The organism is Citrobacter sp. wls706 (genome assembly GCF_005281305.1).
Classification (GTDB): Bacteria; Pseudomonadota; Gammaproteobacteria; order Enterobacterales; family Enterobacteriaceae; genus Citrobacter; species Citrobacter werkmanii.
Window position 1 is genome coordinate 148329 of the sequence record NZ_SZXG01000034.1, and the last position, 25343, is coordinate 173671.

The window sequence follows — 25343 nt, forward strand, 5'->3', positions numbered from 1 at the left end:
GATTATCGCCCCGTCCGCTCACGGCTAATACGCGCCAACCATTCAGAAATCAGCAGTGAAATCAGCGCCAACACAATAGAAATGATACATAACCTTGCCGCTGCGCTTTCACCGCCTGGCGTTTGGATCAGGGTATACATCGCCGAGGGGATGGTGCGGGTTTCGCCAGGAATATTGGAGACAAAGGTAATCGTTGCGCCGAATTCCCCGAGGGAACGCGCGAACGCCAGCACCGTCCCGACAATAATGCCGGGCAACATCAGCGGTAAGGTAATCGTCATGAATACGCGCCAACGCCCGGCTCCCAGCGTTCGGGCCGCCTGCTCCAGCTTGACGTCGACACCTTCCAGCGCCAGACGAATTGCCCGTACCATAAGAGGGAAAGACATCACCGCCGCAGCCAGCACCGCACCGCGCCAGCTAAAGGCAAAGGTGATGCCAAACCAGTCATACAGCCGCTCGCCGATAAATCCGCGCCGCCCCATGGCGATCAACAGCAGATACCCCACCACAACCGGCGGCAGCACCAACGGCAAATGCAAAACGCTGTCGAGCAGCGCTTTGCCCGGGAACTTGCATCGCACAAGCAGCCAGGCAAAGAAGATCCCAAACGGCAGACTAAACAACACGGCCAGGGAAGAAACTTTCAGGCTCAGTATGACGGCCTGCCATTCAGGATCGGTCAGTATCATTACTTGGTCGTAAATCCATAACGTTTAAAGATTTCAGCAGCCTGCGGTCCTTTCAGGTAATCATAGAACGCGCTGACCGTTGCGTTTTTGTGCCCATCAACAATCGCGATAGGGTATTCCACTTTTTTGTGTGAATCTTCCGGGAAGGTCGCGACAACCTTGACGCCTTTGCTGGCGACAGCATCGGAACCATAGACGATCCCCAGCGGCGCTTCGTTACGTTCTACCAGCGCCAGCGCACCGCGAACGTCTTCCGCAGGTGCCAGTTTCGGCGCCAGAGTATCCCATGCGCCCAATTTTTGCAGTGCTTCCTTGGCATAAATGCCCGCCGGAACATGTTCCGGATCGCCGACAGCCAGGCGTCCACCATTCAGCAAACGGGTCCAGTTGGTTTTACTGTCGATAGTAAAGTCTTTCTGAGCGCTGGCTTTCGGCGCTACCACCACCAGACTGTTGCCTAACAGCGTTGCTCGCGTGGCGGTATCAATCGATTTTTTGTCGACCGCATAATCCATCCATTTCTGATCGGCAGAAATAAACAGGTCAGCAGGCGCGCCTGCTTCAATCTGACGCGCCAGCGTAGAAGAAGAGGCAAAAGAGGAGACGACGTCAACGTTCTTCTCTTTTTTATATTGCGTAGCAATATCCTGCATCGCGTTGGTGAGCGAAGCCGCTGCGAATACCGTGATTTTCCCTTCATCCGCCAATGCTTGTCCTGCGACAGAAAGAGAAAGCGTCGCCCCTGCAAACAAGCGTAACCATGTGCGTGCCATCTGTAGCTCCTTTGAGTTTCGTTATGTACGCGCAAATATAACGGTTAAGTCAGGATTTTCCCAGCGGTTATTAATACCAATTAGAGGTTACACCATGAAAATATCGGCAGGAGAAGCAGGATCTTGAGAAACTGTTGTCAGAGAAAACGAGCTGAAAGGCAAAAATATAAACGCCCGACTAAGCGGGCGTTTGGGGAATCAATGATTCTGTCTGGACTGGTCTTTCTGACCGATACCGGAAAAAATGTTGAACACTTCACCCAATCCGTAAATCAGCCCCAGAATGATGGCCATCACCACAGGTACCATGATTACGGCGAATACCAGACTTTTCAATAACTCTAACATGGTCAACTCCAGATATAGTCCTTAGACGTATTCTAACCGCATAACGCAGAAAAGCACTCCCCTTTTGTGCGGTCGGCTTTGCGCGCACGCGGTTTTCCGTCACAATACCCTTTTTTGCCAGGAGCTTGTGATGCAGGCCGAAATCCTTCTTACGCTGAAACTTCAGCAAAAACTGTTTGCCGATCCCCGTCGCATTTCTCTGCTTAAGCACATTGCGCTTTCCGGCTCCATCAGTCAGGGCGCGAAGGATGCGGGTATCAGTTATAAAAGCGCCTGGGATGCGATTAACGAAATGAACCAGCTCAGTGAGCAGACGCTGGTTGAGCGCGCCACCGGCGGTAAAGGCGGCGGCGGCGCGGTGTTGACGCGTTATGGCCAGCGTCTGATCCAACTGTATGATTTGCTCGCGCAAATTCAACAAAAAGCGTTTGATGTGTTGAGCGATGACGATGCGCTGCCGCTCAATAGTCTGCTGGCAGCCATTTCCCGCTTTTCACTGCAAACCAGCGCCCGTAACCAATGGTTTGGCACAATAACCGCCCGCGACCACGATCAGGTTCAGCAGCATGTCGACGTCCTGTTGGCTGATGGCGAAACGCGCCTGAAGGTGGCGATTACTGCGCAAAGCGGTGAGCGTTTGGGTCTTGAGGAAGGTAAAGAAGTATTAATTCTGTTGAAAGCGCCGTGGGTGGGAATCACTCAGGACGACGCCATTGCACAGGCAGCCGATAATCAGTTGCATGGAATGATTAGTCATATCGAACGTGGCGCAGAACAATGTGAGGTGTTAATGACGTTGCCAGACGGCCAGACGCTGTGTGCGACGTTGCCAGTAGAACAGACTCACGCTTTAGCTGAAGGTGCTAACGCAACAGCATATTTTAATGCTGACAAAGTGATTATTGCGACGCTGTGCTGAGTTGATTGACATCAGCCTGAAGAACACGTATCCCTGTTATTCATTGCTGCAAATAATGGGATACAAAATGTCATCATTGCAAATTTCGCAAGGCACGTTTCGTCTTAGCGACACAAAAACGCTCCAGTTAGATGCCTTAACGTTAAACGCAGGTGATAGCTGGGCGTTTGTTGGCTCTAACGGTAGTGGGAAATCCGCCCTGGCCCGCTCGCTGGCAGGAGAATTGCCGCTACTGAAAGGCGAGCGGCACTGTCAGTTCACGCGTATTACCCGACTTTCCTTTGAGCAGCTACAAAAGCTGGTCAGTGACGAGTGGCAGCGAAACAACACCGATCTTCTCAGCCCCGGTGAAGATGACACCGGGCGCACCACCGCTGAAATCATTCAGGATGAGGTCAACGATCCCACCTGCTGCGCTGCGCTGGCGCAGCAATTTGGTATTTCTGCCCTGCTCAACAGGCGTTTCAAATACCTTTCCACTGGTGAAACACGTAAGACCCTGCTCTGCCAGGCGTTAATGTCTGCCCCGGATTTACTGATCCTTGATGAGCCTTTTGACGGGCTGGACGTGGCGTCCCGTCGCCAGTTAGCAGAACTGCTCGCTGAACTGCATCAGGCTGGTTTTACGCTGGTACTGGTGCTTAACCGCTTTGATGAGATCCCCGAGTTCGTGCAGTTTGCCGGCGTTCTTGCCGATTGCACGTTGACTGAAACCGGTGCAAAAGCAGACCTTCTGCAACAGGCATTAATCGCCCAACTCGCCCATAGTGAACGCCTGGAAGGTATTCAGTTACCCGAGCCGGATGAGCCTTCGGTCCGTCGCACGCTGTCCGATAACGCGCCGCGGATTGTGCTCAACGATGGCACCGTCTCGTATAACGATCGCCCTATCCTGCATCATCTGAGCTGGCAGGTAAATCCAGGAGAACACTGGCAAATCGTCGGCCCCAACGGTGCGGGAAAATCAACCCTACTGAGTTTAATCACCGGCGATCACCCCCAGGGCTACAGCAACGATTTAACACTGTTTGGCCGCCGCCGGGGTAGCGGTGAAACTATCTGGGATATTAAAAAACACATCGGCTACGTCAGCAGTAGTCTGCATCTGGATTACCGGGTCAGTACGACGGTACGCAATGTTATTCTCTCCGGCTACTTTGACTCAATCGGCATCTATCAGGCCGTCTCTGACAGACAGCATAAACTGGTCCAACAGTGGTTGGATATTCTGGGCATGGATAAACGGACCGCGGATGCGCCGTTCCACAGTCTTTCCTGGGGGCAGCAACGGCTGGCGTTGATTGTGCGTGCGCTGGTTAAACACCCGACTCTGTTAATCCTCGACGAGCCTTTGCAAGGCCTGGACCCGCTCAATCGCCAACTGATTCGTCGGTTTGTGGATGTACTGATCGGTGAAGGCGAAACCCAACTGCTGTTTGTCTCCCACCACGCTGAAGACGCCCCAGCCTGCATTACCCATCGACTGGAGTTTGTGCCCGAGGGTGATGTCTACGCCTATCAACAAACCGCTCTGCGTTAATTTTCATTTGAGGGCGTTTAACACGCCCTTTTTTCTGCATTTTTTTCAGATAAACTCCGAGATAACAACTTAACCTGATGATTTAAAATAAAATAACCAATGAAAACGAGTGAAAAGATCACCGTGTAAACGATTCCACTAATTTATTCCATGTCACACTTTTCGCATCTTTGGTATGCTATGGTTATTGCATACCATAGGCTTAACGGAGCGAATTATGAGAGTATTGGTTACAGGTGGTAGCGGTTACATAGGAAGCCACACTTGCGTGCAGTTGCTGAAAAACGGTCACGAGGTAGTGATCCTGGATAACCTCTGCAACAGCAAGCGCAGCGTTCTGCCCGTCATTGAACGTTTAGGCGGCAAGCATCCGACCTTTGTGGAAGGAGACATCCGTAACGAAGCGCTGATAACCGAAATTCTGCACGATCATGCCATTGACACCGTCATCCATTTTGCCGGGTTAAAAGCCGTTGGCGAGTCCGTTGCCAAGCCGCTGGAATACTATGACAACAACGTCAACGGGACGCTGCGTCTGGTAAATGCCATGCGCGCCGCTAACGTGAAAAACTTCATTTTCAGCTCCTCCGCGACCGTCTATGGCGATCAGCCGCAAATTCCTTACGTTGAAAGCTTCCCCACCGGCACACCACAAAGCCCGTATGGCAAAAGTAAGCTGATGGTTGAACAGATCCTGACCGATCTGCAAAAAGCACAGCCTGACTGGAGTATCGCCTTACTGCGCTACTTCAACCCGGTTGGCGCGCATCCGTCAGGTGATATGGGTGAAGACCCGCAAGGTATTCCTAACAACCTGATGCCTTACATCGCACAGGTTGCCGTTGGTCGCCGCGAGTCCCTTGCCATATTTGGCAACGACTACCCTACCGAAGATGGCACCGGCGTTCGCGACTATATCCACGTCATGGATCTCGCAGATGGCCACGTCGCCGCGATGGAAAAACTGGCGGGCAAACAGGGCGTGCATATTTACAACCTCGGGGCGGGCATCGGCAGCAGCGTGCTGGATGTGGTCAACGCCTTCAGTAAAGCCTGCGGTAAACCGGTGAATTACCATTTTGCTCCGCGTCGTGATGGCGATCTGCCGGCCTACTGGGCAGATGCCAGCAAAGCCGATCGCGAACTCAACTGGCGCGTAACTCGCACCCTGGATGAAATGGCACAAGACACCTGGCACTGGCAGTCACGCCATCCGCAGGGATATACGGATTAAGGATCAATCATGACGCAATTCAATCCTGTCGATCATCCACACCGCCGTTTTAACCCGCTCACCGGGCAGTGGATCCTCGTCTCACCGCATCGTGCAAAACGCCCCTGGCAAGGGGCGCAGGAAACACCATCTAAGCAGGTTCTACCCGCACATGACCCGGACTGCTTCCTGTGTGCAGGCAATACACGCGTTACCGGCGATAAAAACCCGGATTACACCGGGACCTATGTTTTTACCAACGACTTTGCCGCGCTGATGTCCGATACCCCGGACGCGCCGGACAGCCACGATCCGTTAATGCGCTGTCAGAGCGCGCGCGGTACCAGCCGCGTGATTTGCTTTTCGCCCGATCACAGCAAAACGCTGCCGGAACTCAGCGTGCCTGCGCTAACAGAAATCGTGAAAACGTGGCAGGAACAGACGGCAGATTTAGGCAAAACCTATCCCTGGGTGCAGGTCTTTGAGAATAAAGGCGCGGCAATGGGGTGTTCGAACCCCCATCCCCACGGACAGATTTGGGCCAATAGCTTTCTGCCCAACGAAGCCGAACGTGAAGATCGCCTGCAAAAAGCGTACTTCGCCGAACAGGGCGCGCCGATGCTCCTTGATTACGTCCAGCGTGAACTGGCTGATGGTAGCCGTACGGTCGTTGAAACAGAATACTGGCTGGCAGTCGTGCCCTACTGGGCGGCATGGCCGTTCGAAACGCTGCTGCTGCCAAAAGCGCATGTCCTGCGTATCACCGATTTGACCGACGAACAGCGCGCTGATCTGGCGCTGGCGTTGAAAAAACTGACCAGTCGTTACGACAATCTGTTCCAGTGCTCATTCCCCTACTCCATGGGCTGGCACGGCGCGCCGTTTAACGGTGAAGAAAACCAACACTGGCAGTTGCACGCGCACTTTTATCCGCCGCTGCTGCGTTCGGCAACCGTGCGCAAATTTATGGTCGGTTACGAAATGCTGGCGGAGACCCAGCGCGACCTGACGGCAGAACAAGCGGCTGAACGACTGCGTGCGGTCAGCGACATCCATTTTCGCGAATCCGGAGTTTAAATAATGAGTCTGAAAGAAAAAACACAATCTCTGTTTGCTGAAACATTTGGCTACCCTGCCACCCATACTATTCAGGCACCGGGCCGTGTAAACCTGATTGGCGAACATACCGATTATAACGACGGATTCGTTCTGCCCTGCGCTATCGACTATCAAACCGTGATTAGCTGTGCGACACGCGATGACAGAAAAGTTCGCGTTATCGCGGCTGACTACGATAATCAAATGGACGAGTTCTCTCTGGACGCGCCAATAATCGCTCATGACAGCCAGCAGTGGTCAAACTACGTGCGTGGCGTGGTGAAGCATCTGCAAAAACGCAACGATGCGTTTGGCGGCGCGGATCTGGTGATCAGCGGTAATGTGCCTCAGGGCGCAGGCTTAAGCTCTTCGGCTTCGCTGGAAGTGGCAGTAGGCACCGTGTTCCAGCAGCTTTATCATCTGCCGCTCGACGGGGCGCAGATTGCCCTGAACGGCCAGGAAGCTGAAAACCAGTTTGTCGGCTGTAACTGCGGCATTATGGATCAGTTGATCTCCGCGCTTGGCAAGAAAGATCATGCGCTACTGATCGACTGCCGTACGCTGGGGACCAAAGCCGTTTCCATGCCTGAAGGCGTTGCGGTGGTAATCATCAACAGCAATTTTAAACGTACGTTGGTGGGTAGCGAGTACAACACCCGTCGCGAACAGTGTGAAACCGGGGCGCGTTTCTTCCAGCAACCTGCCCTGCGTGATGTCAGCTTTGAAACCTTTAGCGCAGTTGCTCACGAACTGGATCCGATTGTCGCCAAACGCGTTCGTCACGTGATCACGGAAAATGCGCGTACCGTTGAAGCCGCGCAGGCGCTGGAAAAAGGCGACCTGCTACGCATGGGTCAACTGATGGCAGAATCTCACGCTTCAATGCGCGATGACTTTGAAATTACCGTGCCGCAAATTGATACGCTGGTTGAGATTGTCAAAGCAACCATCGGCGATAAAGGTGGTGTGCGCATGACTGGCGGCGGCTTCGGGGGCTGTATTGTGGCGCTAATCCCGCAAGATCTGGTGCCTGCCGTGCAGCAGGCTGTCGCCGAACAGTACGAAGCCAAAACCGGTATTAAAGAAACATTTTACGTCTGTAAACCTTCACAAGGAGCCGGACAATGTTAAACGAAATTCCCGTAATGGCGCCCGACGGTCAGCCGTTCCGCCTGCTTACCCTGCGTAACGACGCAGGGATGGTGGTCACGCTCATGGACTGGGGCGCAACGCTGCTCTCTGCGCGTATTCCACTTAGCGATGGTAGCGTGCGCGAAGCCCTGCTCGGTTGCGCCAGTCCGGAGCAATACCCGGAACAGGCTGCGTTTCTGGGGGCTTCCATTGGCCGCTATGCTAACCGTATCGCCAACAGCCGCTATACCTTTGACGGCCAAACCGTTGAATTGCTGCCAAGCCAGGGTGATAACCAACTGCACGGCGGACCGAACGGTTTCGACAAACGTCGCTGGCAGATAGTAAATCAGAATGACCGTCAGGTGCTGTTTGCCTTAACGTCTGACGATGGCGACCAGGGTTTCCCTGGTAATCTTTGCGCCACCGCGCAGTATCGCCTGACTGACGATAATCGGATTTCGATAACCTACCGTGCCACGGTTGATAAGCCCTGCCCGGTAAATCTGACGAATCATGTCTATTTTAATCTCGACGGTGACAAAACGGATGTGCGCCAGCACAAGCTGCAAATTCTGGCGGGCGAGTATTTACCCGTAGACGAAATGGGTATCCCGCATGACGGGCTGAAATCCGTCGCCGGAAGCACTTTTGATTTCCGTTCCCCGAAAATCATCGCCAGCGAATTTCTGGCCGATGACGATCAGCGCAAAGTAAAAGGTTACGATCACGCCTTCCTGCTCCAGGCACAAGGCAATGCGCGTACTCCGGCGGCTCATGTTTGGTCTCAGGATGAAAAACTGCAGATGGTGGTTTACACCTCCGCTCCGGCATTGCAGTTTTACTCCGGGAACTTCCTTGGCGGTACGCCTTCACGTGGGCCGGAGGCCTACGAAGACTGGCAAGGTCTGGCGCTGGAAAGTGAGTTTCTGCCGGACAGCCCGAACCATCCGGAATGGCCACAGCCGGACTGTTTCCTGCGCCCGGGTGAAGAGTATGCCAGCGTGACAGAATATCAGTTTATTCCTGCCTGACAGTTCATCCTGACAGGCCCGATAGCGTAAATCTATCAGGCCTGTTGTTTGTTTCCCACAGCAAATCCGCTCAAAAGCCCACCATCCAAAGACAAAATCGCAACCTTGAGTTCACAAGAACCTTACACTATGGCGCTATTTTCGCTATGGTTATGCGTAAGCATTGCCGCTGACGCTTTACGGCAATATAATGAGAATTATTATCATTAAATATGATTGATAGGAGTGAGTGTATGGCTGTAACTAAGCTGGTACTGGTACGTCACGGTGAAAGTCAGTGGAACAAGGAAAACCGTTTTACCGGTTGGTATGACGTTGATCTGTCCGAGAAAGGCGTAGGCGAAGCAAAAGCGGCAGGCAAACTGCTGAAAGAGGAAGGCTATAGCTTCGATTTTGCCTATACTTCTGTGCTGAAACGTGCCATCCATACCCTATGGAATGTCCTGGATGAACTGGATCAGGCCTGGCTGCCGGTTGAGAAATCCTGGAAACTGAACGAGCGTCATTACGGCGCACTACAGGGTCTGAACAAAGCAGAAACCGCTGAAAAATACGGTGATGAGCAGGTTAAGCAATGGCGTCGCGGCTTTGCGGTTACCCCACCGGAACTGACCAAAGATGACGAGCGTTATCCGGGTCACGATCCGCGTTATGCCAAACTGACTGACAAAGAACTGCCGGTCACCGAAAGCCTGGCGCTGACCATTGATCGTGTGATTCCTTACTGGAATGAAACCATTCTGCCACGTATGAAAAGCGGTGAGCGCGTGATTATCGCCGCTCACGGCAACTCCCTGCGTGCGCTGGTGAAATACCTGGATAACATGGGCGAAGATGAAATCCTCGAACTGAACATCCCGACCGGTGTACCGCTGGTGTATGAGTTCGACGAAAACTTTAAGCCGATCAAACACTACTATCTGGGTAACGCTGACGAGATCGCGGCAAAAGCCGCAGCCGTTGCTAACCAGGGTAAAGCGAAGTAATTTTCATCCCGGGTCAAACGAAAAAAGCGTGGAATGCTCCACGCTTTTTTTATTGCCGGATGGCGGCGTTGCCTTATCCGGCTTACCGGGGATAACCCGGATGAGTTTTTTACCCGCGGCGCGCTTTTACCGCTTCCGCCAACTGGCGTAACACCGCATCGGTATCTTCCCAACCAATGCAGGCGTCGGTGATGCTCTTGCCGTAGGTCAGTGGTTCACCGCTATCCGGGTTCTGATTACCTTCAACCAGATGGCTTTCAATCATTACGCCAATAATTGCTTTTTCGCCACCGGCAACCTGTCCGCAAACGTCTTTCGCAACATCCATCTGCTTTTTGAACTGCTTGCTGGAGTTGGCATGGCTAAAGTCGATCATCACCTGCGGAGAAAGCCCCGCTTTGACCAGACCTTCTTTCACGTCGGCAACGTGCTGAGCGCTGTAGTTCGGCTCTTTGCCGCCGCGCAGAATGATATGGCAATCGCCATTACCGCTGGTATTCACAATCGCCGAATGACCCCATTTGGTGACAGACAGGAAGCAATGCGGCGCCCCGGCAGCATTGATTGCATCAATGGCGACTTTGATGGTGCCATCAGTACCGTTTTTAAAACCAACCGGGCAGGACAAACCTGACGCCAACTCACGGTGTACCTGAGATTCTGTGGTACGTGCGCCAATTGCGCCCCAGCTCATAAGATCGGCAAGATATTGCGGGGTGATCATATCCAGGAACTCGCCTGCTGCCGGCAAACCACTGTCGTTGATATCCAGCAGCAGTTTACGGGCAATGCGCAGACCGTCGTTGATCTGGAAGCTGTTATCCATGTGCGGATCGTTGATAAGTCCTTTCCAGCCTACGGTAGTACGCGGTTTTTCAAAATAGACGCGCATGACGATTTCAAGTTCGCCTTTTAACTCTTCACGTAGCGCCAGCAAGCGAGCGGCATACTCTTTAGCCGCTGCCGGATCATGAATAGAACACGGCCCAATCACCACCAGCAGACGATCGTCACTGCCTTTGAGAATTTTATGAATCGCCTTACGGGCATGCGCCACCGTATTGGCGGCATTTTCAGTAGCGGGGAATTTTTCCAGCAGTGCGACCGGGGGTAATAATTCGTTGATCTCTTTAATGCGTAAATCGTCGTTCTGATAATTCATGATTATTCCAGCGTTGCCATACTTATATAAATGAATGCAATCCCTCCAATCTATATCTTCAGTCATAAAGTGTAAACGGGGTTTTACACTTTGGACGGATTAATCCTGGAATAGGCCAAAAAAACGCAATAAAGTAGCGAAAAAAGAGATCAAGACTACAATTTATAACTGCAACAGCTTAAATTTTCATATATTTCAAGATTCTATGCTGGTTATAATTTCTATAGCAAAACTTTTAACCACGTCCTGCTGATGTATTGGCACATGCACTGTTGGAAGACGTTATCCGACATCTCTATCATAACAGGAGCATAATATGCATATGACAAAGCTGACTTCACTCTTTTTGACGGCCACACTCAGCCTCGCCAGCGGCGCGGCACTGGCAGCTGACACCAGCACGCAGTCGAATAACGGCCAGGCAAATTCCGCGGCAGATGCCGGTCAAGTCGCGCCAGACGCACGCGAAAACGTTGCGCCAAATAATGTCGATAACAACAATGTGAATTCGGGTGGCACAATGCTGCATCCGGACGGTTCATCAATGAACCATGAAGGAATGACCAAAGACGAGGTGCATAAAAACACCATGTGTAAGGACGGACACTGCCCGGATGTAAATAAGAAGGTTGAGACCGGAAACGGCATCAATAATGATGCCGACACCAAAACTGACGGTACTACCCAGTAGCGCTGAAAATAAAGCTAATAACGGGAGAGCAATAGCTCTCCTTTTTAATTTTATCATCCCAAAAACGGTATCATGACATACAGTAAAGGTGAGAATAACAAAGGGATGGCATAATGGCGCACTCACATACTCATACTTCTCCTGAGCAACCTAAGGACAATAATGCCCGCAGACTGCTTTTCGCATTCTGCATCACAGCCGGATTTATGCTGGTTGAAGTGGTGGGTGGGGTACTTTCAGGCTCGCTGGCATTACTGGCCGATGCCGGACATATGCTCACAGATGCCGCCGCGCTTCTATTTGCGCTGTTGGCGGTCCAGTTTTCCAGACGCCCGCCCACTATACGGCACACTTTCGGCTGGTTGAGACTCACAACATTAGCCGCGTTTGTTAACGCTATCGCATTGGTTGTGATCACCATTTTAATCGTCTGGGAGGCGATTGAGCGCTTTCATACGCCACGTCCCGTAGCGGGCGGCATGATGATGATCATTGCTGTCGCGGGCTTACTGGCGAACGTGCTCGCTTTTTGGGTTTTACATCGCGGAAGTGAAGAGAAAAACCTTAACGTCCGCGCCGCAGCACTACACGTAATGGGCGATTTGCTCGGCTCGGTTGGGGCAATCATCGCTGCGCTGATTATCATCTGGACAGGCTGGACGCCAGCGGACCCGATTCTCTCGATTCTGGTTTCCGTGTTGGTACTGCGTAGCGCCTGGCGGTTGTTAAAAGATAGCGTAAATGAATTACTGGAAGGCGCTCCGCTTACATTGGATATTGCCGCATTGCAGCGCCATCTCAGCCGGGATATCCCCGAAGTTCGCAATGTGCATCATGTACACGTCTGGATGGTAGGTGAAAAACCGGTCATGACGCTGCATGTGCAGGTAGTCCCGCCGCACGATCACGACGCCCTGCTGGAGCGTATTCAACATTTCCTGATTCATCACTACCAGATTGAACACGCCACGATCCAGATGGAATATCAGCCATGCAATGGGCCGGACTGCCACCTGTATCAGGGCGTGTCCGGCCATGCACATCATCACCATTAATGGGACAGCGCGTGGGAACCACGTTCACGCGCGCTGTTAATCCACATCCTGCTGCCGTTCAGGGCGATAACCGTCAGGATCATATATTCCAGTGACATGGCATATACGCCTTGCAGAGCAAAGATCACTACGCTAATGACGTTAATGATCACCCACAACAGCCAGTTTTCAACGTATTTGCGCGTCATCAGGATCATCGCCACAATCGACAACACCATCATGCAGGAATCCCAGAACGGGAATGCATCGGGTTGCAACTCAGGAGCCGCCACCTGTAATCCCAGCCCCTGCATAATATTCACGGCAACACGTGTCAAAAAAGCAAACACCGGATCGATATAGACCGACATCAGGCCAATCGCCACCACGCAAGCAGCCAGCCAACCGATCGCTTTCGGTAACGGCAACCAGCGTATTTTCAGCTCTGCCTCATGCTGGCTGGTTTGCCGGGACCAGGCATACCAGCCGTAGATATTCGCGGCAAAAAAGAAAACCTGCAGCAACAGGCTAGCATAGAGCTGGATCTGAAAGAAAATAATCGCAAACAGCGTGACGTTTATCAGTCCGAAGAAGTAATTACTGATTTTCTCAAGGCTCGCAAGGCCAATACACAATAACCCGGCGATCGTCCCCACGGCTTCGATCCACGACAGATCGTAACCGCCCGCACCGATCGGAATATGTACCAGAATGTTCTGCGTGCTAAAAAAGTCCATCTTTTCCCCCAGAGCAAATAAATTACTTAAGCCCGAAGTGTAGCCGCAAATTCCAACATGCGGTTTAACGGCAGCAATGCACCTTCTCGCAACGCTGCATCTACATGTATCTCGTGAGCAGTCCCCCCTTGCTCCAGACCCTCAGCAATCGCCTTGAGGCCGTTCATCGCCATCCACGGACAATGCGCGCAACTGCGACAGGTTGCCCCTTCGCCAGCCGTTGGCGCTTCAAGCAACTCTTTATCCGGAACCGCTTGCTGCATTTTGTAAAAAATACCCCGGTCTGTCGCCACTATCAGTTGCTGGTGCGGTAACGATTTAGCTGCGTTGATTAACTGACTGGTTGACCCGACCGCATCAGCCATATCAACGATGGACTGAGGTGACTCCGGGTGTACCAGCACGGCGGCATCGGGGTAAAGTCCCTTCATACGCGTTAATGCCTGGGTTTTGAATTCATCGTGGACAATACAGGCCCCCTGCCAACAGAGCACATCTGCGCCGGTCTGTTTTTGCACGTAGTTGCCCAGATGTCTGTCCGGGGCCCAGATGATTTTTTCACCTAAACTATCAAGATGCTCAATAAGTTCAACCGCAATACTGGAGGTCACAACCCAGTCGGCACGCGCTTTAACTGCCGCTGAGGTATTGGCGTAAACCACCACGGTGCGATCCGGATGCGCGTCGCAAAATGCGCTGAACGCATCAATTGGACAACCCAGATCTAATGAACATTCCGCCTGCAGGGTCGGCATCAGGATGGTCTTTTCCGGGCTGAGAATTTTGGCGGTCTCTCCCATAAACCTCACGCCCGCAACCAACAGCGTAGAAGCGGGATGTTTTGAGCCAAACCGCGCCATCTCCAGAGAATCAGAAATACAGCCGCCGGTCTCTTCGGCCAACTGTTGGATTTCAGGATCGGTGTAATAGTGCGCGACCATAACAGCATCTCGCTCTTTCAGCAGGCGCTTGATTTTTTTACGGTAAAATTGTTTTTCGTCCGCACTCAGCGGTGCTGGCTTCGGCGGGAACGGATAAATTGCTGCTTCAGGATCAAACATCACGCTCATCTTGCTTTCTCGTTTTACTAGCTTAACGAAATAACCGATTAAAAGCGTGACGCACGCCATATTCGGTTCGATTTGTTTTATATGCTAAACAAGATAGCGGATTAGCGTAGAAAAGTCACAATAATTGCGTGTGATGAGTGCCGGATGGCGACTGGCGTCTTATCCGGCCTACATTTGGCACCCGTAGGCCTGATAAGCGAAACGCATCAGGCAAATCTTCCATATCGCAGATAGCAAAAAGGCGCCTTTAGGGCGCCTTTTTACACTGGTGGGGCGTGCAGGATTCGAACCTGCGACCAATTGATTAAAAGTCAACTGCTCTACCAACTGAGCTAACGCCCCCATATGGGGTACTGCTTCAATGATTCAGGATGGTGGGTCGTGCAGGATTCGAACCTGCGACCAATTGATTAAAAGTCAACTGCTCTACCAACTGAGCTAACGACCCGCTCGGATGTCACTGACAAATTTTTACTCGGAACCACCAAGAATTGGTGGGGCGTGCAGGATTCGAACCTGCGACCAATTGATTAAAAGTCAACTGCTCTACCAACTGAGCTAACGACCCGCTCGGATGTCACTGACAAATTTTTACTCGGAACCACCAAGAATTGGTGGGGCGTGCAGGATTCGAACCTGCGACCAATTGATTAAAAGTCAACTGCTCTACCAACTGAGCTAACGACCCACTTTTTTCGCCGCTTTCAGGCTGTTTGATATCCCTTGGCAACGGCGGCATATATTACTGATTTCAGATTTTAGCGCAACAAAAATTTCGAGGTAAATAACTCAACTGCTTAGGAATCACACGACGCGACCAGAAATAACACGATTTCTGGTCGCATGGTGGTCATTACATCGCGTTAAGGCGTTTTTGCGCTTGTTTCGCGCCATCAGTGCCAGGATATTTAGTGATAACCTGCTGATAAACCGCTTTAGCTTTTGCTGTGTCGCCCTTGTCCTGCATGATGACGCCGACTTTATACATCGCGTCTGCAGCCTTAGGTGATTTTGGGAAGTTTTTAACTACCGAAGCGAAATAGAACGCGGCATCATCTTTTTTACCCTTGTTGTAATTCAACTGACCCAGCCAATAATTGGCATTTGGCAGGTAAGTAGAGTCCGGGTACTTTTTGATGAAGTTCTGAAATGCTTCAATCGCGTCATCCTGACGGGATTTATCCTGTACCAGGGCGATTGCTGCATTGTAATCGGTATTCGCATCGCCAGTTTGTGCCGGAGCCCCTGACGTTGCCGCAGCCCCCGCATCAGGCGCAGGGGCCACCGACCCGCTCTGATCCCCACCCGCAGACTGCGCCGCAGGCGCGCTACCGCTGCCAAGATTATTCATCTGCAGCAATATCTGTTTCTGACGTTCAACAACCTGATTCAGTTGATACTGATTTTCCTGAATTTGACCACGCAGAGAGTCAATATCGGACTGATTATCGGAGAGTTGTTGCTGGAGTTGGGTTAAAAGCTGACTGTGAGCGTTAGAAATACGCTCGAGTTGAGTGACACGGTCTTCGACCGAGCCTGAGCCGACACTACTGATTGGCGCCTGTGCAAAAGCGGCCCAGGGGGCCGCTATGCCAACCAGTAACGACAGACTCAACAGATGATGTCTGAAGTTACTGCTCATGCAATTCTCTTAGTAAACCAGTACGGCACGACGGTTTTTGGAGTAAGCCGCTTCGTCATGACCCAGTACTGCAGGTTTTTCTTTACCGTAAGAAACGATGGAGATCTGGTCAGCAGAAACGCCTTTACCCTGCAGGTACATCTTAACGGCGTTTGCACGACGCTCACCCAGGGAAATGTTGTACTCAGGAGTACCACGTTCGTCCGCATGACCTTCTACGGTGACTTTGTAAGACGGGTTGCTACGCAGGAAGTTAGCGTGCGCATCCAGCATTGCAGCGAAGTCAGAACGGATATCGTACTTGTCCAGATCGAAGTAAACGATGTTGTTCTGCTGCAGCTGCTGCATCTGAAGACGCGCTTGCTCTTCAGAAGACATGTTGCCGCTGCCGTTTGCATCCATACCAGTGCCGGCACCCAGCATGCCTTCGCTGCCGTCATTGCTGGCGTTCTTGTTAGAAGAACACGCCGCAATAGCCATAACAGGCAGAGCAATCATCAGCCCTTTCAGCACTTTGTTCAGTTGCATTTCAATGATTCCTTTATTAATCAATTATTTATTATCACAGATACGGCGACCAGGCAGGGAATTTAACCTGACCATCAGTTGCCGGAAGACGCGCTTTGAAACGCCCATCTGTAGAAACCAAATTCAGCACGGATCCCATCCCCTGAGAAGAGCTGTAGATTACCATAGTGCCGTTAGGTGCCAGACTTGGCGTTTCGTCCAGGAACGTTGACGACAGAACTTGTACGCCACCCGCTACCAGATCTTGTTTGGCAATGTGTTGCTGACCGTTAGCCGAGCTTACCATTACCATAAATTTACCGTCGCTGCTCACATCCGCATCCTGGTTTTGCGAACCTTCCCAGGTAATACGCTGCGGAGCACCGCCGTTGACGTTAACTTTGTATACCTGCGGACGACCGGCCTGGTCAGACGTAAAGGCCAGATTCTGGCTGTCCGGGAACCAGGTTGGTTCCGTGTTGTTGCTGCGACCATCCGTCACCTGACGGATTTGACCAGAACCAATGTCCATGACATACAGGTTCAGGCTACCGGTTTTAGACAGGGCAAACGCCAGTTTGCTGCCATCCGGAGAAAACGCCGGTGCGCCGTTGTGACGCGGGAAAGAAGCGACCTGACGAACAGCGCCGTTAGACAACGTCTGAATAACCAGCGCAGAACGACCGCTTTCGAAGGTTACGTAAGCCAGTTTTGAACCGTCCGGAGACCACGCCGGAGACATCAGCGGCTGCGGAGAACGGTGAACCACGAACTGGTTGTAACCATCGTAGTCGGACACGCGTAATTCGTACGGGAACTGACCACCGTTGGTCTGAACAACATACGCGATACGGGTACGGAATGCGCCCTTAATACCGGTCAGTTTTTCAAATACTTCGTCACTGGCAGTATGGCCCGCGTAACGCAGCCATTGCTTGTTCACTTTATAGGTGTTCTGCGCCAGTACGGTACCCGGCGCGCCGCCGGTATCAACCAGTTGATAAGCCACGCTGTAGGAGCCATCCGGATTCGGCGTTACCTGCCCGACCACGACGGCATCAATACCCAGCGCAGACCATGCAGCAGGTTGAACTTCCGCCGCGGTACCCGGCTGCTGCGGCAGACGAGAACGATCTAATGGGTTAAATTTACCGCTGTTACGCAGGTCAGCACCTACGATACCACCGATATCTTCAGGTGCAGCACCCGGCCCTGCCCACTGGAATGGGACAACGCCAATCGGGCGTGCCGAGTCCACCCCCTGGGTGATCTCGATACGTACTTCTGCATGCAGCACTGCTGCCCACAGCATCAGAAAACCAAATGCTACTCGTAATGCCTGCTTCATCATATCTCCCTTATCTGGACGGAACGCCCACGATAATTTAGCAGAATGTTAACAAACTCAAATACACAAAACTACCAGAACTCTGTCTCAACCTTAGACTGTTTCCCCCGATTTCTCAGGGGTTGTTATTACAGTTTAAAGTCCAGTTTGGCATCTTTTACTTTTTCATAAACAGCCTGGCTAGGCGGTTTAGGAATTCTGGCTGTTTTCGCAGCCGTCAACGCGGCCTGGCACAATGCCGGATCGCCGCCCTCTTCGGTCACATCCAGTAACAGACCATCGGGTGCTAACTTAATATGTAGTACGCAAGATTTACCCGCGTACAAATCAGCACCATACAGACGGCTCTGGATCGCATTACGAATTTGAGAGGCGTAAGCACTGATATCAGCGCCAGATGCGCCGCCATTTGCACCACTTGTACCACTATCTTTCGCCGGTTGACCGCTTCCTTTCGCTCCACCACCTGATTTCGGCGCATTCTTACCGGAGCTTAAGTCACCCAACAAGTCGTCAACGCCAGAGGCCGCAGCGGCCTTCTCAGCAGCCGCTTTTTTCGCAGCAGCGGCTTTATCTGCCGCAGCTTTCTTGTCAGCAGCAGCTTTATCAGCGGCAGCTTTCTTGTCTGCAGCGGCTTTTTCCGCAGCGGCTTTCTTTTCAGCCGCCGCTTTTTCAGCGGCAGCAGCTTTTGCGGCAGCGGCTTTTTCTGCTTTTTCGGCGGCAGCTTTTTCTGCTGCAGCTTGCTTAGCAGCTTCAGCCTGGGCTTTCTTCGCGGCGTCTGCGGCAGCCTTAGCGGCTTGTGCTTCGGCAACTTTCTTCGCATCAGCGGCGGCTTTAGCGGCTTCAGCCTCAGCTTTTTTCTGTGCGTCCGCAGCGGCTTTCTTCGCGGCATCTGCCGCTTGTTTCGCCTGTGCATCCGCCTTGGCCTTCGCGTCTGCAGCAGCCTTCGCCGCAGCTTCTTCAGCCTGTTTCTGTTGCTCTTGCGCTTTCGCGGCGGCAGCTTCAGCCTGTTTCTGCTGTTCCGCCTGTTCGCGCACTTTTTCCTGCGCGGCTAAACGTTCTTTTTCCAGCTGCTTCAGTCGCTCTTGCTCAGCCGCCTGCTTCTCGCGAAGTTCCTCAGCTTGCTGCTGCGCCTGTTTTTCACGCTGCTCTTCTGCACGTTTCGCACTTGCCTGCTGTTGCTGCTGCCTGTCGTACTGTTGCACAACGGCACCAGGATCAACCATAACGGCGTCGATGGACGAACCGCCACCGCCGCCGGCTGAAGCATCAATGTGCTCATCGAACGAACTCCAGATCAGCGCTGCAAATAAAATGACATGCAGCACCGCTGAAATAATTATCGCCCTTTTGAGCTTGTCGTTTTGTTCGGTTGCCTTTGACACTCTCGGTTCCCAAAAAACTGTTCGCCTGTTACGCGCTATCTTTCAAGCCAGCAATACGCAGACATCAGATTGGCTGCGTCATCAAGCCAACCGATTTTACGCCTGCACTGTGTAACAAGTTCAGCGCTTTAATTATTTCATCATAAGGCACGTCTTTCGCACCACCGATTAAAAAGACCGTTTTCGGATTGGTCTGCAGGCGGCTTTTCGCTTCCGCGATAACCTGCTCCGGCGGCAGTTGATCCATACGATCTTTTGCAACCACCACGCTGTATTGCCCAATGCCGGAAACTTCAATAATGACCGGAGGTTCGTCGTTACTGCTGACGGCTTGCGATTCGGTCGCATCCGGCAGATCGACTTCCACGCTCTGGGTAATGATCGGCGCGGTTGCCATAAAGATCAGCAGCAGCACCAGCAGTACGTCGAGCAGCGGTACAATATTGATTTCGGACTTAAGTTCGCGACGACCTCGTCCACGCGTTCTGGCCATGGCTTACCCCTTGTTGCTCTCGCTAACGGTAAACGCCTGGCGGTGCAGAATCGCGGTGAACTCTTCCATAAAGTTGTCGTAATTCAGTTCCAGCTTGTTCACGCGCTGATTCAGTCGGTTGTAAGCCATAACCGCAGGGATTGCCGCAAACAGACCGATAGCCGTTGCAATCAGCGCTTCCGCGATACCCGGTGCGACCATTTGCAGCGTTGCCTGTTTTACCGCGCCCAGCGCGATAAACGCGTGCATGATCCCCCAAACGGTTCCGAACAGACCGATATACGGACTGATGGAGCCGACGGTGCCGAGGAATGGAATATGCGTTTCCAGCGTTTCCAGTTCACGGTTCATCGAAATTCGCATCGCACGGGATGCCCCCTCAACGACCGCTTCCGGCGCATGGCTATTTGCCCTGTGCAAACGCGCAAACTCTTTGAATCCGCTATAGAAAATTTGTTCCGACCCTGCCAAATTATCACGACGCCCCTGGCTTTCCTGATACAGGCGTGACAACTCAATACCAGACCAGAACTTGTCTTCAAATGCTTCTGCTTCACGTGAAGCGGCATTCAGAATACGGGTCCGCTGGATAATAATGGCCCAGGATGCGATTGAGAAACCAATCAAAATCAACATGATAAGTTTAACCAGAAGGCTTGCCTTCAGGAACAAATCAAGGATATTCATGTCAGTCACTGCTTAAACTCCGCGACAATAGACTTGGGAAGCGCACGAGGCTTCATTTTGAGTGGATCAACGCAAACAATCAGAACTTCGGCTTCATTCAGCACGGTGTTCTCTGCGTTGACAATGCGTTGCGTGAAAACCAATGAGGTGCCACGCATTGACGTAATTTCGGTTTGGACTTCGAGCATATCGTCGAGCCGCGCAGGCGCAAAATACTCAAGAGTCATCTTGCGTACCACAAAGGCTACGCGTTCTGCCAGCAGCACCTGCTGACTGAAGTGATGATGACGCAGCATCTCTGTGCGTGCCCTTTCATAAAAAGCGACGTAGCTGGCGTGGTAAACCACCCCACCGGCATCGGTGTCTTCATAGTAGACACGAACCGGCCATCGAAACATATACTTATTCATTCTTACTGCCTCTTTGTTGGCTTCGTCCACTCACACCCGTTGCTTACCCTGGTAAGCGCCTGGTGACTCGCGTTTTTGCCGCCGCGATGCATCAAGAATGTCGTTGTATATCGCGCTGTCTTCACTGTACATCCCGGTAATGCAACAAAAGGTTAGTGCTTTCAAACTTCGCTACTATACGCGCGGGAATGGTGCTTTGGAATGGGGGAAAGTAAACGGAGAGTAAAAAATTATGGGCTTATGCAAGCCCATAAATATTTAAGGATGTTTCTTATTCAAAAGAAGAAGAAAATCAGACCAACAATGAGGACGATATCCGCGATCAGCGGGCAGAAGATGCCCTGCCAGTGCACCGCGCGAGGACGAAAGCCAACGCCGTGAATGATGCCAGTGCAGACAGCCCACATCAGCAGAAAACCATGCCAGATTTCAAGCTCACTGGTTTTGGCCGCGAAACGTGACGGGTCCCAGAATATGCAGCCAGCCAACACGATTGCCAGCACAAAGGAAAGCGCCCGCAAGGGGCGCTTGTCCATTACCGCATAAACCATCGCGATAAGGTTGATCATCAGCTTTCTTCTTGTCCGGCTTTGCCTGATTCAACGTGCTCAAGCGCCAGGGCTGTGATTATCCCAAATGCACAGGCAAGAAGCGTTCCCAGAATCCATGCGAAATACCACATATTTAGCTCCTTACTTAGTACAGAGAATGGGTGTTACGTTCAATATCTTCTTTGGTGATGCGACCAAACATTTTCCAGTAACACCAGGTGGTGTAGATGAGAATGATCGGTACAAACACCAGTGCCACATAGGTCATCACGTTCAGCGTCAGCTGACTGGAAGTCGCATCCCACATGGTCAGACTCGCGTTCATCATGGTGCTGGATGGCATCACAAACGGGAACATTGCGATACCGGCAGTCAGGATGATGCAGGCTAACGTCAGTGAGGAGAAGACGAACGCCCATGCCCCTTTCTCCATACGAGAAGTCAGGATGGTCAACAGTGGCAGAACCACGCCCAGTGCAGGAACCAGCCACAGGACAGGTGCATTATTAAAGTTCACCATCCATGCGCCAGCAACGCGCGCCACTTCTTTGGTCAGCGGGTTAGAGGCGGCATGATGATCCACTGCAGAGGTCACAACATAACCGTCAATACCGTAAATCACCCACACGCCGGCCAGCGCGAAGCAGACCAGAGTCACCAGCGCCGCTACCTGCGCGGTGGTACGCGTACGCAGGTGCAGTTCACCAACCGTACGCATCTGCAGGTAGGTTGCGCCCTGGGTGATGATCATCCCAACGCTCACGATACCTGCCAGCAGACCAAACGGATTCAGCAACTGGAAGAAGTTACCGGTGTAGTACAGACGCAGGTACTCATCGATATGGAACGGTACGCCCTGCAACAGGTTACCGAACGCCACGCCAATTACCAGCGGCGGAACAAAGCTACCAATGAAAATGCCCCAGTCCCACATGTTACGCCAACGAGTGTCTTCAATCTTGGAACGGTAATCAAAACCGACCGGACGGAAGAATAAAGACGCCAGTACCAGAACCATCGCCACATAGAAACCAGAGAACGCAGCGGCATACACCATCGGCCAGGCAGCGAACAGAGCGCCACCCGCGGTGATGAGCCAAACCTGGTTACCGTCCCAGTGCGGAGCGATGGAGTTAATCATAATTCGACGCTCGGTATCATTACGACCGAGGAAACGGGTGAGCATGCCCACCCCCATGTCGAAGCCATCAGTGACCGCAAAACCAATCAGCAGAATGCCGACCAACAGCCACCAGACAAAACGCAATACTTCATAATCGATCATTTGACGACTCCTGTCTTAGCGTGCCGGCTGAGAAGTCACATTGGACTGCTCAAAGTGATAGCGACCGGTTTTCAGGCTGCTCGGGCCGAGGCGCGCAAACTTGAACATTAAGAACAATTCTGCCACCAGGAACAGGGTATACAGGCCACAAATCAGGATCATGGAGAACAGCAGATCGCCTACTGTCAACGATGAGTTTGCCACCGCCGTTGGTAATACTTCGCCGATTGCCCATGGTTGTCGGCCATATTCGGCGACAAACCAACCTGCTTCTACAGCAATCCACGGCAGTGGAATACCGTACAGCGCGGCACGCAGCAGCCATTTTTTCTCACCGATGCGGTTACGAATGACGCTCCAGAAGGAAAGCGCAATAATGGCCAGCAGCAAGAAGCCACACGCCACCATGATACGGAAAGCGAAATACAGCGGCGCAACGCGAGGAATAGAATCTTTCGTTGCCTGTTGAATTTGCGCTTCGGTTGCGTCGGTGACGTTGTCCGTATAGCGTTTCAGCAGCAGACCATAACCCAGATCTTTCTTCATGCTGTTGAACTGGTCACGAACAGCCTGATCGGTTGACCCCGCACGCAATTCTTCCAGCAGCTGATACGCCTTCATCCCGTTACGGATACGCTCTTCATGCTGCGCCATCAGGTCTTTCAGCCCAATGACCGGTGTATCAACAGAGCGGGTGGCAATGATGCCCAGCGCATAAGGAATTTGAATCGCAAATTTGTTTTCTTGTTTATCCTGGTCGGGAATACCGAACAAGGTAAACGCAGCAGGAGCAGGTTGAGTTTCCCACTCAGCTTCAATAGCGGCGAGTTTAGTTTTCTGTACGTCGCCCATTTCGTAACCGGATTCATCACCCAGCACGATAACAGACAGCACAGCCGCCATACCAAAGCTGGCAGCAATCGCGAAGGAGCGTTTTGCGAACGCAAAGTCACGGCCTTTCAGCATGTAATAAGCACTGATGCCAAGAATGAACATCGCGCCAGTGACATACCCCGATGCCACCGTGTGAACAAATTTCACCTGGGCAACCGGGTTGAGCACCAGTTCGGAGAAGCTCAGCATCTCCATACGCATGGTTTCGAAGTTGAAATCCGCGGCGATTGGGTTTTGCATCCAGCCGTTCGCAACCAGAATCCACAGTGCGGACAGGTTAGAACCCAGTGCCACCAGCCAGGTGACGCACATATGCTGGACTTTACCCAAACGATCCCAACCGAAGAAGAACAGACCTACAAAGGTGGATTCGAGGAAGAAGGCCATCAAACCTTCGATAGCCAGCGGCGCACCGAAAATATCCCCTACATAATGGGAATAGTAAGACCAGTTAGTCCCGAACTGGAACTCCATGGTCAGACCGGTAGCCACACCCAGAGCGAAGTTGATACCAAACAACTTGCCCCAGAACTTGGTCATATCTTTATAAATCTGTTTGCCGGAAAGGACGTAGACCGTTTCCATAATGGCCAGCAAGAACGCCATACCGAGCGTCAGTGGCACAAACAGGAAGTGGTACATCGCGGTCAAGGCAAACTGTAAGCGCGACAGTTCGACTATATCTAACATCATGACTCCTTGCTCATCGCATGAAGACTCCGAGAGTGAACCCCGTTAGAAAGGGTCACACGCATGCCCCAATACAAATTTATCTGCTTCCTTCCGCCGCTGTTCATTCTTCTCATTTGAAGAAACGACAATGATGAAAGGTTACAAACATGTTAATAAAACACTCAAATTGATCCCGCAATTATATTACGCCGTAAAATCCTTACAATAAACAGGTTTTTATCGAGGCAAATTTGCATTTTTCGATAGTGATCAATTTATAGCTAATTTATCACTCTCAGACCAATTTGATCTGCGGCAATTTAACCTCTTTTTGTGTTGTTTTCCAAGTTTTAAACTTTGATTTAAATCAATTTTCAAATTTATTGTTAATGGTGTTTAACACTACAGTGACTAGTGAACATCATGTTAACGACATGTTTTTCAATGAGTATTTGTCGTTACTACAAATGATAGAATATTTATTTAAATCTACACGGTCTTTTAACCGCTCAGGCAGACAAAATTGATAGCAGATAAAGAGTCACTATTGCTGGGTAGCTCACAGTTTTTTGTTTGGCAAGGTGTGGAATAGTTATTTCATACAATTTATTCATTTTATTTTTACTTATAATTAACACCAAGATGTAACTATCTCAACTGGAAGCGAAAACGCGCCCCATTGACCAACGCATTGCATTAAACGTTCTGGCGCAGAAAGTCCGCCTGTCACTTTTATCATCACCGTAAGTTATCGTTCACGCTACTTCTTCGTTTCTGTGGCAAAGATTAAATATGACAAAAACAATTCATTATCATTTTTATCCTAAATTTAACAAAGAAATAATTGTGACATATAAGATTAATAAATAAAAAACCGTTAGATGGTTCACAAGTTATTTAGTGAAGAGATTTTTTGAAATTATTAAAAGCGCGACCTGAATGGCGTGCACAACAAAATAAGATTTTGATCACAAACATGGCAAGTCATTTATTACTCGATTTTCTAAAAAATTAAAATCAACACAGAAAACACAACATAAG

26 protein-coding genes and 4 tRNA genes are annotated in these 25343 nt (G+C 51.3%); 9 read left to right on the forward strand and 21 right to left on the reverse strand.

The annotated features are described in order from the left end of the window. Positions 1 to 2: 2 nt before the first annotated feature. From modB to FDW92_RS16090, 3 genes are all read right to left on the reverse strand, one after another. Positions 3 to 692: a molybdate ABC transporter permease subunit gene (gene modB / locus FDW92_RS16080; RefSeq protein WP_042309655.1), complete on the reverse strand. Its 690-nt coding sequence runs from the start codon at positions 690 to 692 to the stop codon at positions 3 to 5. Further along, entirely contained in the window at positions 692 to 1465 is a 774-nt protein-coding gene (gene modA, locus FDW92_RS16085) for a molybdate ABC transporter substrate-binding protein (RefSeq protein ID WP_042309657.1), read from the reverse strand. Before modA ends, modB begins: the two co-directional genes overlap by 1 nt. A gap of 198 nt (positions 1466 to 1663) precedes the next feature. Continuing rightward, positions 1664 to 1813, reverse strand: coding sequence for an AcrZ family multidrug efflux pump-associated protein (locus FDW92_RS16090; RefSeq protein ID WP_003023026.1), 150 nt, complete (start codon positions 1811 to 1813; stop codon positions 1664 to 1666). Between the two features lie 130 nt (positions 1814 to 1943). On the opposite strand from FDW92_RS16090, the gene modE reads away from it, so the two are divergent. From modE to gpmA, 7 genes are all read left to right on the forward strand, one after another. After that, entirely contained in the window at positions 1944 to 2732 is a 789-nt protein-coding gene (gene modE / locus FDW92_RS16095; protein WP_042309659.1) for a molybdenum-dependent transcriptional regulator, read from the forward strand. A gap of 67 nt (positions 2733 to 2799) precedes the next feature. Further along, positions 2800 to 4272, forward strand: coding sequence for a molybdate ABC transporter ATP-binding protein ModF (gene modF, locus FDW92_RS16100; RefSeq protein WP_042309661.1), 1473 nt, complete (start codon positions 2800 to 2802; stop codon positions 4270 to 4272). A gap of 217 nt (positions 4273 to 4489) precedes the next feature. Beyond that, positions 4490 to 5506, forward strand: coding sequence for a UDP-glucose 4-epimerase GalE (gene galE / locus FDW92_RS16105; protein WP_038638984.1), 1017 nt, complete (start codon positions 4490 to 4492; stop codon positions 5504 to 5506). Between the two features lie 9 nt (positions 5507 to 5515). After that, positions 5516 to 6562, forward strand: coding sequence for a galactose-1-phosphate uridylyltransferase (galT, locus tag FDW92_RS16110; protein ID WP_042309663.1), 1047 nt, complete (start codon positions 5516 to 5518; stop codon positions 6560 to 6562). Positions 6563 to 6565: 3 nt separating this feature from the next. Continuing rightward, positions 6566 to 7714, forward strand: coding sequence for a galactokinase (galK, locus tag FDW92_RS16115; protein ID WP_042309665.1), 1149 nt, complete (start codon positions 6566 to 6568; stop codon positions 7712 to 7714). Next, the gene (galM, locus tag FDW92_RS16120) at positions 7708 to 8748 is read left to right on the forward strand and encodes a galactose-1-epimerase (RefSeq protein ID WP_042309668.1); all 1041 of its coding nucleotides are present in this window, start codon (positions 7708 to 7710) and stop codon (positions 8746 to 8748) included. Before galK ends, galM begins: the two co-directional genes overlap by 7 nt. Positions 8749 to 8981: 233 nt before the next feature. After that, on the forward strand, positions 8982 to 9734 hold the full coding sequence (gene gpmA, locus FDW92_RS16125; protein ID WP_042309669.1) for a 2,3-diphosphoglycerate-dependent phosphoglycerate mutase: 753 nt from the start codon (positions 8982 to 8984) through the stop codon (positions 9732 to 9734). Positions 9735 to 9843: 109 nt separating this feature from the next. On the opposite strand, the gene aroG is transcribed toward gpmA, so the two are convergent. Beyond that, positions 9844 to 10896 (reverse strand): 3-deoxy-7-phosphoheptulonate synthase AroG, encoded by a 1053-nt coding sequence (gene aroG / locus FDW92_RS16130; protein ID WP_038638968.1) that lies wholly within the window; start codon positions 10894 to 10896, stop codon positions 9844 to 9846. Positions 10897 to 11212: 316 nt separating this feature from the next. Between aroG and FDW92_RS16135 the strand changes: the two genes are divergently transcribed. After that, a complete protein-coding gene (locus FDW92_RS16135; protein WP_042309671.1) occupies positions 11213 to 11587 on the forward strand; it encodes a YbgS-like family protein in 375 nt (124 codons plus the stop codon). A gap of 113 nt (positions 11588 to 11700) precedes the next feature. Next, positions 11701 to 12642 carry a CDF family zinc transporter ZitB gene (gene zitB, locus FDW92_RS16140; RefSeq protein ID WP_042309673.1) on the forward strand — a complete coding sequence of 314 codons (942 nt, stop codon included), beginning with the start codon at positions 11701 to 11703 and terminating at the stop codon, positions 12640 to 12642. Here zitB and pnuC read toward each other — a convergent pair. The 17 genes from pnuC to cydA all read right to left on the reverse strand — a co-directional run bounded on the left by pnuC (position 12639) and on the right by cydA (position 24320). Further along, positions 12639 to 13358 carry a nicotinamide riboside transporter PnuC gene (pnuC, locus tag FDW92_RS16145; protein ID WP_042309675.1) on the reverse strand — a complete coding sequence of 240 codons (720 nt, stop codon included), beginning with the start codon at positions 13356 to 13358 and terminating at the stop codon, positions 12639 to 12641. The genes zitB and pnuC overlap by 4 nt on opposite strands. Positions 13359 to 13384: 26 nt before the next feature. Beyond that, positions 13385 to 14428, reverse strand: coding sequence for a quinolinate synthase NadA (gene nadA / locus FDW92_RS16150; RefSeq protein ID WP_042309677.1), 1044 nt, complete (start codon positions 14426 to 14428; stop codon positions 13385 to 13387). Between the two features lie 266 nt (positions 14429 to 14694). Continuing rightward, a tRNA-Lys gene (locus FDW92_RS16155) sits at positions 14695 to 14770 on the reverse strand. A gap of 30 nt (positions 14771 to 14800) precedes the next feature. Then, positions 14801 to 14876, reverse strand: a tRNA-Lys gene (locus tag FDW92_RS16160). A gap of 44 nt (positions 14877 to 14920) precedes the next feature. Further along, a tRNA-Lys gene (locus FDW92_RS16165) sits at positions 14921 to 14996 on the reverse strand. A gap of 44 nt (positions 14997 to 15040) precedes the next feature. Continuing rightward, positions 15041 to 15116, reverse strand: a tRNA-Lys gene (locus tag FDW92_RS16170). A gap of 165 nt (positions 15117 to 15281) precedes the next feature. Further along, the gene (cpoB, locus tag FDW92_RS16175; RefSeq protein WP_042309678.1) at positions 15282 to 16070 is read right to left on the reverse strand and encodes a cell division protein CpoB; all 789 of its coding nucleotides are present in this window, start codon (positions 16068 to 16070) and stop codon (positions 15282 to 15284) included. Between the two features lie 9 nt (positions 16071 to 16079). Continuing rightward, on the reverse strand, positions 16080 to 16598 hold the full coding sequence (gene pal, locus FDW92_RS16180) for a peptidoglycan-associated lipoprotein Pal (protein ID WP_006685431.1): 519 nt from the start codon (positions 16596 to 16598) through the stop codon (positions 16080 to 16082). Positions 16599 to 16632: 34 nt separating this feature from the next. Continuing rightward, positions 16633 to 17925, reverse strand: a complete 1293-nt coding sequence (gene tolB / locus FDW92_RS16185; RefSeq protein ID WP_038638949.1) for a Tol-Pal system beta propeller repeat protein TolB — start codon at positions 17923 to 17925, stop codon at positions 16633 to 16635. Positions 17926 to 18053: 128 nt separating this feature from the next. Then, entirely contained in the window at positions 18054 to 19310 is a 1257-nt protein-coding gene (tolA, locus tag FDW92_RS16190) for a cell envelope integrity protein TolA (RefSeq protein ID WP_042309680.1), read from the reverse strand. A gap of 64 nt (positions 19311 to 19374) precedes the next feature. Then, a complete protein-coding gene (gene tolR, locus FDW92_RS16195; RefSeq protein ID WP_042309682.1) occupies positions 19375 to 19803 on the reverse strand; it encodes a colicin uptake protein TolR in 429 nt (142 codons plus the stop codon). Positions 19804 to 19806: 3 nt separating this feature from the next. Next, entirely contained in the window at positions 19807 to 20499 is a 693-nt protein-coding gene (gene tolQ, locus FDW92_RS16200) for a Tol-Pal system protein TolQ (RefSeq protein WP_003022976.1), read from the reverse strand. Further along, positions 20496 to 20900: a tol-pal system-associated acyl-CoA thioesterase gene (gene ybgC / locus FDW92_RS16205; RefSeq protein ID WP_003831439.1), complete on the reverse strand. Its 405-nt coding sequence runs from the start codon at positions 20898 to 20900 to the stop codon at positions 20496 to 20498. Before ybgC ends, tolQ begins: the two co-directional genes overlap by 4 nt. Before the next feature lie 275 nt (positions 20901 to 21175). Further along, positions 21176 to 21466, reverse strand: coding sequence for a cyd operon protein YbgE (ybgE, locus tag FDW92_RS16210; protein ID WP_167371268.1), 291 nt, complete (start codon positions 21464 to 21466; stop codon positions 21176 to 21178). A gap of 2 nt (positions 21467 to 21468) precedes the next feature. Then, positions 21469 to 21582: a cytochrome bd-I oxidase subunit CydX gene (cydX, locus tag FDW92_RS16215; RefSeq protein WP_061381940.1), complete on the reverse strand. Its 114-nt coding sequence runs from the start codon at positions 21580 to 21582 to the stop codon at positions 21469 to 21471. 14 nt (positions 21583 to 21596) lie between these two features. Then, positions 21597 to 22736, reverse strand: coding sequence for a cytochrome d ubiquinol oxidase subunit II (gene cydB / locus FDW92_RS16220; protein WP_042309685.1), 1140 nt, complete (start codon positions 22734 to 22736; stop codon positions 21597 to 21599). Between the two features lie 15 nt (positions 22737 to 22751). Beyond that, entirely contained in the window at positions 22752 to 24320 is a 1569-nt protein-coding gene (gene cydA, locus FDW92_RS16225) for a cytochrome ubiquinol oxidase subunit I (RefSeq protein WP_038638936.1), read from the reverse strand. Between the last annotated feature and the right edge of the window lie 1023 nt (positions 24321 to 25343).